The following is a 17,232-nucleotide window of genomic DNA, read 5'->3' as shown; positions in this document are numbered from 1 at the left end:
CAGCCCGCGCGACGGAAACCATTATCGGACAACTGGTCGCGTTCGATGATGTGCTCTGAGATCACGGAACAACGGTGACTGGAAGCACGAAAAACCTTCCTTCAACGCCGTCGAAAAGGGGCGGATTTGATTGTCCAATCTGGCTGATCAATCACCCGCAAATTGCCCCACTGTTGCAAAAAAAGCGACCTGAGGCGAGAATAGGCCCATTATTTAAAACCTAAAATTGATTCTATTTCGAATATCTTACTGAGGAGTTTAGCCATGATGCTCCGTGTTATTTCGTGTGCTATTGCCGGTCTGTTGGTGCCACAGACAGCTCCGGCTCAGCTTTTTTCCGGCCCTTTGGACGAAGCACTGCTGGTCGGGCGGGACGAAACCACATTCCCCCCGGCAGACGAAAATTACTTTGCCGATATGGACAATGGGATTGCGTTGACGCCGGACGAGGTCAAGGGGCGCAATATGTGGATGGTCTGGACCGGCGGCAATGACCTGCTGTGGGATACGCTGACGGTCGACACGTTTGGGCAGTTCGATCTGCTGAAGACCCTGTCCTCGCATCCCAGCCTGCCCGCGCAACGGTCGAACCGTTTTGACTATTTGGGCCTTATCAACGAACCGTGTTTTGACGAAGCGACTGGCCCCGTTGCTGACCGCCACGGCCTTTGGCTGGACGTCCGGCAACCCGACTGCGCCCCCGACCCTTTCGCCAATGCCGAAAAGTATCCGGGCGTCGAAATCGGTGCGCGCGGGCGCAATATGCCCATCTGGTCCTATTATGGCGAACCTACGGGTGTGCTGGGTCTGCGCTTGTTTCCAAACCCGGAATTCGACGAGCGCGCCGAGGAACGCTGGGACGCCGAACGCTTCTACAACGATCCCGATTACTATAATGACGACGATCTTGTGCGCCCCTATCGCGTGGGCATGTCCTGTGCCTTCTGCCATGTGGGGCCCAGCCCGATTGACCCGCCCGCCGACCCCGAAAACCCGGAAATGCGCAATCTGAATGCCACCGTGGGCGCGCAGTATTTCTGGTTCGACCGGATCTTCGCGTGGAACCCGGACATGCGCTATTACATGGTGCAGTTGATCCATACGGCGCGACCCGGTACGCTGGATACCTCGCTCGTCTCGCCGGATTACATCAACAATCCACGCACGATGAACGCGATTTACCTGCTTGAGGAACGTCTGGCCGTCGCCCGCCGTTTTGGCGAAGAACGGCTTGAGGGCGGCGAGCTGGATAACAAGCAGTTCCAAGACTACGTACCCGACGGCCCCCTGACCGAGTTTTTCGATGAGCCTGATACGAGCTTCAGCCCCCGCGTGTTGAAAGACGGGGCGGATTCTGTTGGTGCGCTTGGTGCACTTAATCGCGTTTACATGAATATCGGGCTGTTCAGCGAAGAATGGACCCGTCATTTCAACCCCATCGTGGGCGGGCGTGACATCACCCCAATCAGGATCGAGACCGCGCAGAAAAACTCGGCCTATTGGCGCGCGACCGAGGATCAGACCCCCCTAACCGCGCTATACTTCCTGAAAGCAGGCCGTCCCGACCGGCTGGCGGATGCACCCGGCGGCGCGGATTTCCTGACCGAGGACGCTGCACAAGTGGAACGCGGCAAGACGGTCTTTGCCGAAAACTGCGCCGGGTGCCATTCCTCGAAACTGCCGGAAAGCGCCTATGAGGCACTGCCCGGCGGCTGTTCCGGAGAAGGGTATCTGGAGTGTTTCAATCGCTATGGCGCCCTGACCCAAACAGATGATTTCAAGGCCCAGATGCGCGCCATCGTCGAGGCCGAGGATTTTCTGGATGGCAATTACCTGTCCAGCGAGCTGCGCATTCCGGTGACGCTTCTTGAAACCAATGCCTGTAGCCCGCTGGCAACCAATGCGATCGCGGGCAACATCTGGGACAACTTCTCGTCCTCGACCTATAAGGCGCTGCCGTCGGTGGGCACGATCAAGGTGCACCACCCAAAAACCGGCGAAGAATATGACTATGAGATGCCAGCAGGCGGGCGCGGTTACACCCGTGTGCCGTCGCTGGTCAGCCTATGGTCCTCGGCGCCCTATCTTCTGAACAACACGGTCGGTTATTACAATCACGACCCATCGGTCGAAGGGCGGATGGCGGCGTTCGAAGACGGGATCACCAAGATGCTGTGGCCCGAAAAGCGCCTGCGCGACACCGTGCTGGGCGATAAGGTGCCGGGTCTGATCGACCGCACGACCGAGCAAAGCTATCTGATTGTGCCGCGTGGCTTTCAGCCTGACTTCCTTGTGAAACTACTGACGCCGTTACGCGATGATCTGCCGTGGCTCTTCGATCTGGACGGGAATATCGAGCTTGGCCCGATCCCCGCGGGCACGCCCATCGGGCTTTTGGCGAACCTGAACATTCGGCTGGATCAGGCTGACTTGCTTGAGCGTCTGGGCCATGACTTCGAACTGGCCAAGCTGATCATCAAGATCAAGCGCAACCTGAAGGAACTGCCCGACGACGCCAGCGACGAACAGGCCCGCGCGATCTTTGCCGACCTGATCGAGCCACTGCTGGAACTGAGCAAATGCCCCGATTTCGTGGTCAACCGTGGGCATTACTTCGGGACCAAACTGGACGACGCGGACAAACACGCGCTGATCGCCTTTCTCAAACGCTTCTGAGGAGCGGACAATTGGAGCCAGAACATGACTACATCGTCGTCGGTTCCGGGGCTGGCGGGGGCACCTTGGCCGCACGTCTGGCCGAAAGCGGGATGCGCGTGTTGCTTTTGGAAGCCGGCGGCGATCCCCGGTCGCAGAAGGGTGGCGTTCGCGGCATGGACGAGACGGCCAACCGGTTGCCTGACGACTACGACGTGCCCGCCTTTCACCCCTTCGCAACCGAAAATGCGGCGATCCGGTGGGATTTCATGGTCAATCACCATGCCGACAAGGACGCGCAGGCCCGTGATCCCAAGGCGGGGTCCGACGGTGTGCTATATCCGCGAGCAGGCACCTTGGGCGGCTGCACGGCGCACAATGCGATGATCCTCATGTATCCGCACAATGCCGATTGGCAGGGGATCGCGGATCTTACCGGAGACGATGGCTGGTCGCCTGCTGCAATGCACAGGATCTTTCGACGGTTGGAAAACTGTCGCCACCGCCCGGTACAGAGGGTGCTGCAGACCCTTGGCATCGACCGCACAGGACACGGTTTTGATGGTTGGCTGTCGACCGAGAAAGCGATCCCGCGCGCTGCGGTGCGGGACGATGACATCTTGGACATGGTCCGCAAGTCTTTGCGTGAAAGCTGGGGATCGACACAGGATTTTCTGAAACGCCTGCGATGGCTGGCCAACAGCGCGGCTGACCCCAATGACCGCGACCGGATCGGGGATGATGCGGTCGGCATGGTCTATACGCCGCTAACCACGCGAAACGGCGTACGCGTCGGCACGCGTGAACGGGTGCTGGACGTGGCAAAGCGGTATCCTGACCGCCTGACAGTCGAACTGGATGCGCTGGCCACACGTGTGCTGCTGGATGGGAAAAACCGCGCCATCGGGGTCGAATACCTGAAGGGCGAACGGCTTTACCGCGCCCATGCCGCCCCAAGCGAGACCCCCGGCGAACCAAATCAAGCGCTGGCTGCGCGCGAGGTCATATTGGCAGGTGGCGCCTTCAACACACCGCAACTTCTGATGCTGTCCGGCATCGGCGATCCGGACGAGATGTCACCCCATGGGATCGCACCGAAAGTCGCACTGCCCGGTGTCGGGCGATCATTGCAGGATCGCTACGAAGTGGCCGTGGTCAATCGTATGGCGTTTGACACATGGGAGTGCATGGCTGACTGCCGTTACGAAAAAGGGGATGCGTTGTGGCGGCAATGGCAGACCCGTGGCGATGGGCTTTATGCCACGAACGGGGCTGCAATGGGGGTGGTTCGCAAGTCGTCACCGGCACAATCCCTGCCCGATCTGTTTTGCATGGCACTTCTGGGCCGGTTCAGCGGCTATTACCCCGGTTATGCCGCCGATCTGGCCCAAAGCCGCAATCACCTGAGCTGGGCCGTCCTGAAGGCGCATACGCAGAACCGCGCCGGACGCGTGACGCTGGCCTCGGCCGATCCGCTCGATCCACCAGTGATCGACTTCAACTATTTCGCCGAAGGGGGTGAAGAAGACCTGTCGGCTGTCGTCGAAGGTGTCAAGTTCGTGCGTAAGCTGTGCCAGCCCCTGCATGACGCCGGTCGCATCGAAGCCGAGGAAATCCCTGGCCCCGACGTGCAGACCGACGCCGAAATTGCGCAATTCGTGCGTGACAACTGCTGGGGCCATCATGCGTCCTGTTCCTGCCCCATCGGGCCAGCCGATCAGGGTGGTGTCCTGGACAGCCGCCTGCGGGTTCATGGCACCAGGGGCCTGCGCGTGGCCGACGCATCCGTTTTTCCGCGCATCCCCGGATTCTTCATCGCATCCGCCACCTACATGGTCGGCGAGAAGGCGGCCGACATGCTGCTGGCGGATGCCCAATCCCACCCCGAACGTGAGGAGATGCAATATGGCACATGATATCGACACATTGATGGACATGGAGCAAGACGCGCTGGATGAGCTGTTCTCAAGCGTTGCCGCCGGTCCAATCCCTGATGGCGAGGCCGAAGGCACGGCAATCATCGCACCGGGCACCCGGTTCACCCCGCTGATCTCGCGCTTCATCAACGGGTTTGCGTGGCAGGGCAAGGTTTTCGACAGCGAGAAAAGCGTGCTGAAGAACCGCATCCTGCCCTTCGGGCTGAACGCCATTCTGGCCAAGGTCTACAAGGACAAAAGCTGGCTGGATGGCAAGGAATGTATCGTCTTGGACTATTCCGATACCTCGATCGTGGCCCAGTGGATTCGCGACGAAATCCGCCAGATCGGGCCGGGCATGTATCTGGGAAAAGTCTATTGGGATGACACGCGGTTGATCGATTTTGCCCTTGATTTCAATGCGGAAGACGCGGGCTGATGACGCAACAGGACACATTCTTCATTCTTGCCCCGGTCGCTGAGGGCCGGGCCGAAGGACTGGTGTCCGTGCTGGAAAGCATGACCTTCAGGCCGGGTTTTGCCAATCCTGACAACCCCCTTGTGCCGTTCGGGCAGTTCGATCAACTGCACATGGCACGCTTCTTTCTGGTGCAAGCAAACACTTGGCGTGACATCGAAGCCCATGGCCAAACGCCGCGCCCTTTCCGTTTGCAACTGGCATTTCTGGGCGATGTGGACGGCAGGCGCGATGTTTTCCTGCGCGAGCTTGTCACCCGCTGCGCCGACGGGCTGTTCGAGATTTTCAACCATTGTGAAGGCGTGCATGACGGCACGGACCTTTTGCGCTGGATGGACGAGCATAACGTGGAAGAGGCCGCCAATTATGTGAACATGCGGGGGCGTACGGTATCACAGATCCGGGAAGAGGCCGCGCTGGCAACCGCCCTGCGTGATGAGTTGGACGGGATCGTCAATGCGCAGGGAACTGCGGACCCCTTTGGGTTGCACCGCCATCTGGTCGAATTTGTTGGGCGTCAGAAGGCCAGCGGTCGTCTGCACCTGACCCAACCCGCGCGCGTAACATGGCGCGAATGGGTCGTCGACAAGATCGATCTGGTCAGCGTGCCCCTGCTTATCTTGTTTCTGTCACCGTTGCTTGTGCTGCTACTTCCGCTTTTCCTGTTGCGCCTGCGTTTGGCCGAAAGGTCCGACCCCGAGATCCTTCCACGACCAGACGACGACCGGATCAGCGATCTTGGTCGCTATGAGGATCACGATGTCACCAACCCGTTCTCAGCCTTCGGGGATGTAAAACCCGGATTGTTCCGACGCTCTGTGACAACCGTCGCGTTGTATCTGCTGAATTACGCGGCGCGGCACATCTATGGCCGGGGCTATCTGACCCGCGTGCAAACCATCCACTTCGCGCGCTGGGTCTTTGTCGATGACAAGCGCCGTGTGTTGTTTTGCAGCAATTACGACGGCGCGCTGGAAAGCTACATGGATGACTTCGTGAACAAGGTGGCGTGGGGGCTGAACCTCGTGTTCTCGAACGGTGTCGGCTATCCCTCTACGCGGTTCCTGATCAAAGGCGGCGCGGCACTAGAGTCGAAGTTCAAACGCTATCTGCGCAACCGCCAACTGCCCACGCAAGTTTGGTACAAGGCCTATCCCGGCCTGACCGCCCGCGATCTGGCACGGCATGGTGAAATTCGCAAGGGTCTGGAAGTGCGCCCGGACGGCGCGCGCGCCTTGCGAAACTGGTTGGCCAAGATATGACCCACGCACCCGACATATCCAGCGAACCGGTCGCGTTTGACGACATGCAGGGCCTGATCCGCTTTGGCCACGGCGCTTTGGTCGAAGCAGAATTCGTCCTGTGCACGATCAGCGATCCAAACGCGGCTGGCCTATGGCTGGACCACGCGCCTGTGACCTCGGCCGAAGCTCTTGACGCCCCGCCCAAGGTGGCGTTGCAGGTGGCCTTCACCGTGGCGGGCCTGCGTGCGATGGGGGTGGACGAAGGACATATTGCCGAGTTTTCCCAGCCCTTCCAGTCCGGCATGTCGGGCGAGGACAGCCGATCGCGCCGGTTGGGCGACACCGGTGTAAATGCGCCGTCCGAGTGGGATTGGAAAGGGGCGGACGCGCACATATTGATCATGCTCTATGCGCGCAAGGGCGGGCTTTCCGAATGGAAAGACAAGACCCTGGATTCTTCGTTCCTCGCCGCCTTCAAGCAAATACACAGCTTCCCCACCCGCCCCAATGACGGGACCGAGCCGTTTGGCTTTCGCGACGGCATTTCGGAACCCAAGATCGACTGGAAAGACGCCCGCCCCCCGGCCAAACACGGGCGCGAGGATTTCAGCAACCTGATTTCACCCGGCGAGGTCGTGCTGGGGTATCGCAACGAATATGATGAACACGCGGCTGCGCCCGATGTCAACGATGCCCCGCCGGGCGCGCATCTGGGGCGCAACGGCAGCTATCTGGTGATGCGTCAACTGGCGCAGGACGTGCCGGGGTTCTGGACCTATCTGGACACGATGGCCGATGGCGACAACGAACGGCGCGAGCAGTTGGCGGCGCTGATGGTTGGGCGCAGGCGGGATGGGACACCCTTGATCCACGACCGACACGACATCGCGGGGTCACCGCGCAAGAACGACTTTACCTATGACGACGATGTGAATGGCACCTCGTGCCCGCTTGGCGCACATATCCGTCGTGCCAACCCGCGCACCGGCGACCAGCCGCATCGCGGTCAGGGGCGGCTTGGTTGGCTTCTGAGTACATTGGGCTTTCGCCGGCGGCGTGATAAACTACCCGGGCGGCATGACCTTGTCGCGTCGACCCGTTTTCACAGGTTGGTGCGGCGCGGGCGCGCCTATGGCAGTGCACTGACGCCCGAGGCGGCATTGCGACCTGATGCGCCGAAGGATGCGCGTGGGCTGTTCTTCATCTGCCTGTGCGCCGATCTGGTCCGCCAATTCGAATTTGTGCAGAACGCCTGGATCGCGTCACCCACCTTCAACGGCCTGACAGGCGAGGCAGACCCCCTGTTGGGCAACCGCCAACCCTTTTGTGGCGTGGCCAGCGACGGGTTCACCATTCAAACGCCGTCGGGCATCGGGCAACGTCTTGCCCCCCTGCCGCAGTTCGTGACCGTGAAAGGCGGCGGTTATTTCTTCCTGCCGGGTCTCACCGCCCTGCGCACCATCGCCCGCCACGGCAGACAGGAGGTTTGAATGCGCAACATCCTGATCCCCCTTCGCCGTCTGATCCACCGTGCAACGCAGGCTGGCCTGCATATCGAACGGCGGTTCGAGCCGTTCTTTCGCCGCCGCCTGAACGATCTGGTGCGCGCGCCTCTGGCGAAATGGATACAGCGGATGAAGAACCGCAAACGCGAAGACCTTGGCTTGGCGTTGGCCGAGGAAAAGATCTTCGATTGGGAAGAAGAGGCGCTGCAAACCATCATCGACGAGATGCGCGAGCAGATGAACCTGCATTTTCAACCGGGCGCGTATGAGCGCGGCGGAAACACCAAGACGCATGGGCTGGTGCGCGCGACCTTCACCGTGTTGCCCGACCTGCCCGATCACCTGCGCCACGGCGTGTTCGCGACCGAACGGGACTATCCGGCCTATATCCGTTTCGCCGGCCCCGGCCCGGATGTGCCCGAAGATATCCGCGACGTTGGATTTGGGTCGATGTCGATTAAACTGATGGACGTCCCCGGCCCGAAACTGATGGAGGAAGAGAAGTTCACACAAGATTGGCCCGCCGTCGTGACCCCCACTTTCGTTACCCCGGACGCCCGCGAAAACGCCAAGCTGCAATACTGGAGCACGATAGACGAGCCGCTCTGGTATTTCCTGAACCCGAAAGACAGCCATGTGCTCGATTTTCTGATGCAGGGCTTGTGGAACGAAACGCAGCATAACCCGCTGGGGCATCGCTATTACAGCTGCGTGCCCTATCTGTTGGGCGAAGGTCAGGCGATGCTCTATTCCTACGTCCCGCGCACGGATGTCCCGATGGACATTCCCGGCGTGCCGTTCGGCCGGGTGCCGCCCAATTACCTGCGCGACAACATGGCCCGGACCCTGCGGGCGCAGGAGGTTGAGTTTGACATGGTGGTACAAATCCAAACCGACCCACATCTGATGCCAATCGAAGATGCGTCGGTTCTGTGGCCGGAAGATCTGTCACCCTGGATCCCGGTGGCCCGCATCCGCATTCCGATCCAGGATTTCGACACGCCCGCGCAGATGGCCTTTGCGCGCAACATGCGGATCAACCCGTGGCACGCCCTGCCCGACCATCGCCCGCTTGGCAATCAAAGCCGTGCACGGCGGCGAATGTATCAGGAGCTGGCGGTTTTCCGGCAGCATATGAACCGCGCTGAGCACATCGAGCCGACGGGAGAAGAGCTGTTTGAGTAGTTCCCATATCGGGACAGGACAGCCCAACTGCATGACAGGCGGATAACGTCAGGCAACGCCCCACCACCGCAGCGTTTGGGCGCAATGATGGTCGATGGCTTGCAAGGCACGTTCGGTTTGTCGGTTTTCCATGGCGTCGATGATCTCCAGATGCTCCTCCATCGCCGAAACGATCCGATCCTGAAGAAAAGGGCGCACGTTCTGAATGATCGCGATCCGCATTTTGTTGGCATCATAGGCCGCCGCCAATTGCGAGTTCTCCAACCCCTCTGCCAGATAATTGTGCAATGACAGGTCGACGGCAATCGCTTTTGGCGGAAGTTCCGGCCGCAAATCAGCCGATGCCGTCTGCCGCATTGCTTCATGCTGCCCCCGCAATTCGTCCAACCCTGACAAAGCGTTATGGGAAATCCGGCGCCGCGCACCTTCCTGGTCCAGCACCCTTCGAAAATCGAGGCACTCACGGATTGTATCAGGATGCGCTTCCATGACCTGTAAGCCGCGTTTTGGATAGGTGGTGAGCAGACCTTGTGAACTGGCCTGCTTCACCGCTTCACGCACCGCTGCGATCGGGCAATCCAGCAAGGCAACCAATTGCGAGATTGATATGAACTGACCACCGCGCAGCCTGCCAGTGCGCAGGGCGGACCACAGCTCTTCCTGCGCTTTTTCGGCCAGAAGTTGAACGTTGCGTGATTGCGTCACGGCTTCACCCCGCTTGGTGCATTCTCAATTAAAACCTCAAGGTGCTACCTGAATTTCTTGATAGCTGGCACCTAGAATATCTACTAAAATGTTAGTTGCAAGTTCAATTTTCAAGATGCTCGGCAGAGCATCAAACTGCTGCGCAAACGGCAGTCGGAGGGAGGAAAAGATGACTTCTATCGAAGAAACACAGGTCGTCCATGGCGGCACGATGGACCCCGAGGGCAACACCCTTAACCCGGTCGGTGCCGACGAAAAAACCTGGGGATGGTTTGCCATCTTCAACATCTGGGCCAATGATGTTCAATCACTGTTTGGGTATTCGCTTGTTGCGTCGCTGTTCATTTCATTCGGTGTCGGCGGCTGGACCGCCTTTGCAGCGCTGATCACGGCCGGGCTGTTCGTCATGTGGATGGTCAACCTGTCCGGTGCTGCTGGCGAGAAATATGGTATCCCCTATCCGGTCTTCGCCCGCGCCAGCCTGGGCACACAGGGCGCGAAACTGCCCGCCATTCTGCGCGCCACCGTTGCGGTGTTCTGGTACGGGGTGCAGGTCTATTTTGCCTCGACCGCCGTGGCGCTTTTGATCCGTTCGATCACCGGTGCAAGCGGCGGGGCGGAATTCCTTGGACTGACAGGCATCGACTGGCTGTCCTTCCTGATCGTCTGGGCGTTTCACATCTTTATCTTCTGGCGCGGTATGAACTGGGTCGAAACCTTCCTGAACATCGCTGGCCCGTTTGTGTATCTTGTGATGATCGGCCTGGTGATTGTCCTTTGGCAACGCTCAGACGGTCAGCTTTTGTCCGCGACAGCAACGATCTTTGCCAACCCCGAAGGCACCTTCTGGACCGAGTTCAAAGGCTTCATTGCCATCGTTGGGACGATGGTGGCTTATTTCGCGGCGGTCATGATCAACTTCAGCGACTTCTCGCGCTATGCCAAGGACAAGCGAACCATGGTTCTGGGCAACCTTGCGGGTTTACCGTTCAACATGATCCTGTTCTCGGCGCTTGCGCTGCTGACCACCGGTGGTGCCGCCGTTGTGTTCGGTGAGGAAATCATCAACCCGACCGAAATCGTGGAACGGACAGACAGTGTTCTGTTAGGTGTTATCGCGGCAATCACATTCTTCGCGGCGACGGTTGGTATCAATCTGGTGGCCAACTTCATTCCTGCTGTGAACGGCATTGCGAACCTGTCGCCCGAGAAGATCAGTTTTCGCAAGGCAGGGCTGATTACCTCGCTCTTTGCACTGGTGATCGGCGGGTTCTGGAGCAGCTTCATCAGCCAGTTCGGGATAAGTGGCTTCGTCAACACATTGGGGGCCGTTCTGGCGCCGATCTTCGGGATCATGATCGTCGACTATTATCTGCACCGCAAAGAGCAGCTGAAGGAAGACGACCTGTATAACATGGACGGCGGTATCTATCACTATGACAACGGCTGGAACAGTGCGGCTGTCAAAGCGTTCGGTGCAGCGGCGATTTTCTCGGTCGCCACTGTCTGGGTGCCCTGGTTTGCCGTTCTGTCCGGTTTCAACTGGGTGATCGGCGCGATCCTTGGGGGCGTTATCTACAACGCGCTGGCCAAGGACACTGTCACGGTTTGACAACTTGATCTGGTTGGCTGGTGGGGTGCAACGCCCCACCGGCGACTGTCTGCACAGGCGCGATTACCGGTCGCGCCGCACCTTTCTTAAAACAGTCGTCTGGTCAGTTTGCGCGATTGGCGCGCGCGTTTTGCCAGTTCCTTGCCCTGTTTGGCCTGGCTGTCGGCGCGGGCGCGTTCGTCATCCGTCATCTGGTCGCGTGACTTACCAACACGCGAGGCCATATCAATCCCCACATCGACACCCTTGTTGACCAAACGACGGGTCAACTGCCGGATTATCATGTTGATGATTTGGTTGGCGTTCATATCAGTCTCCTGCCCTGTGAGCGGAATTTAACTGCTAACTTGGGCATTTTCACGGCGGTTTGCAAATCGGTGCCTGTCAGCATCAATCTTCGAACAGTTCGGACTGCCCTTCGGGGCTTTCATCCTCGTCTTCCGTTTCCGGGCCGGGCATTGCACCGGGGGGCGGACGGCTTTCCAGAAGCCCGGCCGAGCGCAGTTCTTTCAGCCCCGGCAAGTCACGAGCGCTTTCCAGCCCGAAATGGTCCAGAAATTCCGAGGTGACAACAAAGGTCACCGGGCGGCCCGGCGTCATCCGACGACGCCCAAAGCGGATCCATTCCATTTCGATCAACTGGTCGATGGTGCCCCGGCTGACGGATACGCCGCGAATTTCTTCAATCTCGGCACGGGTGACGGGTTGGTGATAGGCAATGATGGCCAGTGTCTCGATCGCCGCGCGCGACAGCTTGCGCGTTTCGACCGTTTCTTTCTGCATCAGATAGCCAAGGTCCGGCGCGGTGCGGATCGCCCAGGCATCCCCCACCTTGACAACAGACACGCCGCGCCCCTCGTATCGTTTGCGCAGGTAAACCAGTGCCTCGGCGGCGTCGGACCCGTGTGGCATGCGCGCCTCAAGCTCTTTCACCGTCACCGGCTCCGCCGACGCAAACAGGATGGCCTCGACCATGCGTTCCTGTTCGCCCATCGGCGGGGCTTCGAACAGGCTGTCATTGCCCTTGCCGGCGTGGTCCTCGGCCGCAACATCGTCACGCGTTACATCATCCGTCATTCGATTTCCTGCGGATTTGAATGGGGGCGAAGATCTCGCCCTGTCTCAGTTCGATGGCACCCCGCTTGGCAAGCTCCAACGTGGCAGCGAAGTTTGCGGCCGTGGCAGACCGGCGGCGAACGGGATCGGTTTCCCACCCTTCCGGCAGATACGAGGTCAGATCGGTCCAGTCGCCCGCATAGCCAATCAGCCCGCGCATCCGGTCCAGTGCCTGTTCCATCGTCATCACCGCATCGCGATCCATGATGAAGGGGCGAAATTCGTCCTTGGTGCGAATGCGGGCATAGCCCTGCATCAAGTCCAGAAGGTTCGCGGTATAGGTCACGCGGCGCACGCGGGTCACATCTTCGGGGATACCACGGGCAAAGAAGTCACGGCCCAACTGGTCGCGCGCCATCAGCTTGGCGGCGGCGTCGCGCATGCCCTGCAAACGCTCCAGCTGGAACGCAAGATGGGCGGCAAGCTCTTCGCCGGACGGCCCATCCTCGGTCGGGTCTGGCGGTAAAAGCAAGCGGGATTTCAGAAAGGCCAGCCATGCGGCCATGACAAGGTAATCCGCCGCCAGTTCAATGCGCAGATGCCGCGCTTTCTCGACAAACCCCAAATACTGTTCGGCCAGTTCCAGGACCGAAATCTTGCGCAGATCGACCTTTTGCGTGCGGCTGAGTGTCAAAAGCAGGTCAAGCGGTCCCTCGAACCCCTCGACATCGACGATCAGCGCCTCGGCGGCCAAACGCGCCGAAACCGACATCGCGTCGCTTTCAAATTCCTCAGTCTCGCTCATCCGTCGCCTGTTCAGACCTCTGACCTGTCATCAGGCTCTGAAACTCTGCGTCAAGCGCGGAAATGTCAACAGGATCGGGCGGCCGCCGCCATTCCATCGAAGCATTTGCGCGATCCAGCGCCTGCCCCGTCAGTACTCCGGCGGCATCGGCGACCTCGTCCATCTGCTCCAAAACACCGTTGCAATGAAGAACCATGTCACAACCCGCCTGAAGCGACCTGCGTGCCCGCAATGAGAGAGGGCCGCTCAAAGCCTCCATCGACAGATCATCAGTCATCAGAAGACCGTCAAAGCCGATCTGTTCCCGGATCAGTTTGATCACCTTCGGGCTTTGTGTCGCGGGATTATCCGCGTCAATGTCTTCATAAACCACATGCGCCGTCATCCCCGCGGGAAGACCTGCCAATGGTTCGAACGCCATGAAGTCGGTGCGCCCCAGTTCCTTGGCCTTGGTTTTCACACGCGGCAGTTCCTGATGGCTGTCCAGATTGGCGCGTCCCTGACCGGGGATATGCTTGACAACGGGCAGGATACCACCTTCCAGCAAGGCCTGCGCCACGGTGCCCGCCCGTTCGGCAACGCGCACCACGTCCTCGCCGTAACAGCGATTGCGCAAGATCGGGTGGGTGTCAGTATTCGCAATATCGGCCACCGGGGCACAGTTCCCGTCGATACCGACGGCCAACAACTCGTCCGCAATCAGACGATACCGGATGTAAAGCGAGCGCAGAGCGTTGCTTTTGTTGAAGTTCACCTGATCCAGCGCCGGAAGCCACTCGCGCCAGTGCGGACCTGTCATCCGGGCCACACGACCGCCTTCCTGATCAATGAAGATCGGCACGTCACGCCCGACGGCGCCACGCAATTCTGCTGTCAACGCTCGGACTTGATCGGGATTGTCGATGTTGCGGGCAAACAGGATGAAGCCCCACGGCTGGGCACGCTCGAAAAAATCACGTTCCGATGGTGATATCCGCGTTCCCTCGCATCCGAAGATATACGCGCCCGGGCTCGGCATATCAGCGGTTCACAACCGGGATACAGGCCGCTTTCGAGGCCATCAGAACCGAACAGAACCGACGCGCATCGGCAAGGTCTTCGAACCCTACTGCACGCAAGCGATAGAAAGTCTTGCCGCCGGACTGGGCTTTCTGGACCACGCGCGACTTGCCGGTGAAATAATCTTCAAACTGTGTGGACAACCGGTTCCATTCAGAACGGGCTACGTCAGCACTGTCATACGCGCCAAGCTGAACCAGCCGGGTGCCCGCAGCAACCTGATCCGGCGCCACTTCTGTCGCAATCTCGGCGGGCGCAACTGGCGCGGCGGCGACACGCGTGGTCAGATCAGCCGGACGGCTTGTCGGGCGCGGCGACTGGCTTACCCCAGGAACCGAGGCGGGAATGATTTTGACAGCAATGGTTTCTGACAGGTCCGCAGCAGCGCCCGAGAGCGACGCCAAGGTCGTTTCATCCGACGCAGTCCCTGAAAGCGGCTCAGCATCTGCTGCGATCTGCTCGGCGATGGCAAGAGCCGCCGCCACCGGGTCAACGGAAGCAGGATCAGCATCCGGCAGGATTGCGGTGGCTTCGTGCAGGGGCAGCTCCGCCCCCGGTGCCGTGTCAGCGCGCGTTGCGACCTCGGTCGTCATATCTTCGTCCGCCAGATCTTCGGGCGCCGGGGCCAAAACCAGACGGTCGGCAGGCGCTGTCGCCTGACCTTCGGATTGAACATCATTCACGGCGAAGCCCTGATGGGCTGCGGATTGGCCGCCGGGGTTGTCCGGCTGCACGCGCATCGGCCCTTCCAGAGCGCGCACAACGGGTATGCCGGTCACATCACGCACCGCAAGCTTGTAACCCCAAACGCCAAGTCCGACGATCAGCGCCAGCGACAGCGCCGCACCGGCATAGCTGAACATTGTGCTGAAGCCACCGGGTGCGGAAGGTGCATCGGTTTGCGGTTCGTCTTCGGCCATGTTTGCCATCGGCGTATCATAGCCATCATGAGGACCATGCGATGGGTGCATTTGCGGCCCGCCATGGGCGGGATGAAGGTATGGTGACGTCGCCTGATGAACGAATTGCGGTGGTGCCTGACGTGTGGGCGCGACCAATGGCGGCTCGGCCCGATGCGGGGACGCATAGCCCTGATCATACTGATTGTTAAACGTCGCCTGCCGGGTCCCGGGACCCCAGTTCGCTTCTGCCATAATGCCTCACCTCCGGTTGCGAACGCGGCGGCCTTTGATGGCTCTTTCTGCGTCCCGTTCCGGTTACTGCGTCAACCTCTCACCTGCCGAAGCTGCCCTTGTGATCAGCGCATTTCTTCTGCAGGAGTGACGCCCAAAATACCCAAGCCTGACGAAATGACAACGGCTACTGCGCGCGGCAGGGCGATTTTCGCCGCCGATGAGTCATTCTTGCCATCCTGAAGGAAGCGAAGTTCCGGTTTGTCATTGCCCCGGTTCCACAGGGCGTGGAAATCCGACGCCAACTCATAAAGATAGAACGCAATCCGGTGCGGTTCGTGCGTGCGCGCCGCGATCTCGACCAAACGGGGCCATTCAGCCAGCTTCTTGGCCACGGCGATCTCGGCCTCATCCTCGATCTTGGGCGTGTCGGTCAGGGCAATCCCCTGATCCGCCGCCTTCCGCAGAACCGAACACACCCGCGCATGCGCATATTGAACATAGAACACGGGGTTGTCGCGGCTTTGCTCCAACACCTTGTCGAAATCAAAATCCAGCGGCGCGTCGTTTTTGCGGGTCAGCATGACGAAACGGGTTACGTCCGACCCCACCTGCTCGACAACATCGCGCAAGGTCACAAATGTGCCCGCCCGTTTTGACATCTTGAACGGCTCGCCATTCTTGTAAAGTTTCACAAGCTGGGTGAGCTTGATATCCAATGGCACACGCCCATCGGACAGCGCCGATACCGCCGCCTTCATCCGCTTGACATACCCGCCGTGATCGGCCCCGAACACGTCGATCAGCGCATCGAACCCGCGTTCGACCTTGTCAAAGTGATAGGCGATATCGGGCGCGAAATAGGTCCAGCTGCCGTCCGATTTCTTCACTGGCCGATCTACATCGTCCCCATGCGCGGTGGATTTGAACAGTGTTTGCTCGCGCGGCTCCCAGTCTTCGGGCTTCTTGCCCTTGGGCGGTTCAAGCACCCCCTCATAGATCAGGCCCTTATTTTCCAACGCCTTCAGCGCGTCTTCGATCCGACCGGTCCCATAAAGCGATTTCTCCGAGAAGAAGACATCCATCTTCACCCCCAGCATGGCCAGATCCTCACGGATCAGATCAAGCATCTTGTCGGTCGCAAATTCGCGGATTTCAGCCAGCCAGAACTGCTCGCCCTTTCCGACGAAGGCGTCACCCACCTTGTCCTTCAGCGCCTGCCCGACGGGAACAAGATAATCGCCGGGATAGGTGCCGTCTTCGAACGCCACCTCCTGCCCATGCGCCTCAAGATAGCGCAGGTAAACCGAGCGGGCCAATACGTCGACCTGTGCTCCGCCATCATTGATGTAATACTCCCGCGTCACCTCGTGACCGGCATAATCCAGCAAACTGGCCAGCGCATCGCCGAACACCGCGCCACGCGTGTGACCCACATGCAAAGGCCCGGTCGGGTTTGCCGACACATATTCCACATTGACCTTCTGCCCTGCCCCCATGGTCGAGCGGCCATAACCGTCACCACCAAGAATACCCTCGACCAATCGCGCCCAGATCGACGCATCCAGCCGCAGGTTCAAAAACCCCGGTCCGGCCACCTCGGCCACGTCGATACGGTCATCGGCCATCAGCTTGCCTGCCAGCGCCTCGGCAATGTCGCGCGGTTTCATCCCGGCCGGTTTGGCCAGAACCATGGCTGCATTGGTCGCCATATCACCATGGGCCGCATCGCGCGGCGGCTCGACCGCCACGTTGTCAAAGCTCAGGCCATCGGGCAGCGCGCCCTCGACAACCATCGCATTCAGCGCGTCGATGACAAGGCTGCGAATATCGGCAAACAGGTTCATGGGTATGGTCCTTTTCTCTCCGCCGCACTCCT

Annotated in this window: 14 protein-coding genes; 7 read left to right on the top strand and 7 right to left on the bottom strand. The window is 59.8% G+C overall.

Annotation, left to right across the window (positions count from 1 at the left end; translation table 11 throughout):
- Positions 1-264: 264 nt before the first annotated feature.
- Genes J3R80_RS09085 through J3R80_RS09060 form a run of 6 tightly spaced genes read left to right on the top strand, consistent with a single transcriptional unit; the run spans position 265 to position 8,983 of the window.
- Complete coding sequence (locus J3R80_RS09085; RefSeq protein ID WP_275393459.1) at positions 265-2,676, top strand: hypothetical protein; 2,412 nt, start codon at positions 265-267, stop codon at positions 2,674-2,676.
- Between the two features lie 11 nt (positions 2,677-2,687).
- Positions 2,688-4,571, top strand: a complete 1,884-nt coding sequence (locus J3R80_RS09080) for a GMC oxidoreductase (RefSeq protein WP_275393458.1) — start codon at positions 2,688-2,690, stop codon at positions 4,569-4,571.
- Positions 4,561-5,010, top strand: coding sequence for a hypothetical protein (locus J3R80_RS09075; RefSeq protein ID WP_275393457.1), 450 nt, complete (start codon positions 4,561-4,563; stop codon positions 5,008-5,010). Before J3R80_RS09080 ends, J3R80_RS09075 begins: the two co-directional genes overlap by 11 nt.
- Positions 5,010-6,311 carry a hypothetical protein gene (locus J3R80_RS09070; RefSeq protein ID WP_275393456.1) on the top strand — a complete coding sequence of 434 codons (1,302 nt, stop codon included), beginning with the start codon at positions 5,010-5,012 and terminating at the stop codon, positions 6,309-6,311. The genes J3R80_RS09075 and J3R80_RS09070 overlap by 1 nt, the downstream gene beginning before the upstream one ends.
- A complete protein-coding gene (locus J3R80_RS09065; protein ID WP_275393455.1) occupies positions 6,308-7,783 on the top strand; it encodes a hypothetical protein in 1,476 nt (491 codons plus the stop codon). The genes J3R80_RS09070 and J3R80_RS09065 overlap by 4 nt, the downstream gene beginning before the upstream one ends.
- A complete protein-coding gene (locus J3R80_RS09060; RefSeq protein ID WP_275393454.1) occupies positions 7,784-8,983 on the top strand; it encodes a catalase family protein in 1,200 nt (399 codons plus the stop codon).
- A 48-nt stretch (positions 8,984-9,031) separates the two neighbouring features.
- Here J3R80_RS09060 and J3R80_RS09055 read toward each other — a convergent pair whose 3' ends face one another.
- Positions 9,032-9,688 carry a GntR family transcriptional regulator gene (locus J3R80_RS09055; RefSeq protein WP_275393453.1) on the bottom strand — a complete coding sequence of 219 codons (657 nt, stop codon included), beginning with the start codon at positions 9,686-9,688 and terminating at the stop codon, positions 9,032-9,034.
- 169 nt (positions 9,689-9,857) lie between these two features.
- Between J3R80_RS09055 and J3R80_RS09050 the strand changes: the two genes are divergently transcribed.
- Complete coding sequence (locus J3R80_RS09050; RefSeq protein WP_275393452.1) at positions 9,858-11,300, top strand: NCS1 family nucleobase:cation symporter-1; 1,443 nt, start codon at positions 9,858-9,860, stop codon at positions 11,298-11,300.
- Between the two features lie 86 nt (positions 11,301-11,386).
- On the opposite strand, the gene J3R80_RS09045 is transcribed toward J3R80_RS09050, so the two are convergent.
- The 6 genes from J3R80_RS09045 to argS all read right to left on the bottom strand — a co-directional run bounded on the left by J3R80_RS09045 (position 11,387) and on the right by argS (position 17,200).
- Positions 11,387-11,608: a hypothetical protein gene (locus tag J3R80_RS09045; protein ID WP_275393451.1), complete on the bottom strand. Its 222-nt coding sequence runs from the start codon at positions 11,606-11,608 to the stop codon at positions 11,387-11,389.
- 82 nt (positions 11,609-11,690) lie between these two features.
- On the bottom strand, positions 11,691-12,377 hold the full coding sequence (gene scpB, locus J3R80_RS09040) for an SMC-Scp complex subunit ScpB (protein ID WP_275393450.1): 687 nt from the start codon (positions 12,375-12,377) through the stop codon (positions 11,691-11,693).
- Positions 12,367-13,161 (bottom strand): ScpA family protein, encoded by a 795-nt coding sequence (locus J3R80_RS09035; RefSeq protein ID WP_275393449.1) that lies wholly within the window; start codon positions 13,159-13,161, stop codon positions 12,367-12,369. The genes scpB and J3R80_RS09035 overlap by 11 nt, the downstream gene beginning before the upstream one ends.
- Positions 13,148-14,179 carry a glycoside hydrolase family 3 N-terminal domain-containing protein gene (locus J3R80_RS09030; RefSeq protein ID WP_275393448.1) on the bottom strand — a complete coding sequence of 344 codons (1,032 nt, stop codon included), beginning with the start codon at positions 14,177-14,179 and terminating at the stop codon, positions 13,148-13,150. The genes J3R80_RS09035 and J3R80_RS09030 overlap by 14 nt, the downstream gene beginning before the upstream one ends.
- A gap of 1 nt (position 14,180) precedes the next feature.
- Entirely contained in the window at positions 14,181-15,374 is a 1,194-nt protein-coding gene (locus J3R80_RS09025) for an SPOR domain-containing protein (protein ID WP_275393447.1), read from the bottom strand.
- Positions 15,375-15,478: 104 nt separating this feature from the next.
- Entirely contained in the window at positions 15,479-17,200 is a 1,722-nt protein-coding gene (argS, locus tag J3R80_RS09020) for an arginine--tRNA ligase (RefSeq protein WP_275393446.1), read from the bottom strand.
- Between the last annotated feature and the right edge of the window lie 32 nt (positions 17,201-17,232).

This window comes from Aliiroseovarius sp. Z3 (assembly GCF_029105185.1).
Taxonomy (GTDB): Bacteria; Pseudomonadota; Alphaproteobacteria; order Rhodobacterales; family Rhodobacteraceae; genus Aliiroseovarius.
Note: the sequence above shows the minus strand (reverse complement) of the source record. Positions and strands in the feature narration are given on the sequence as shown.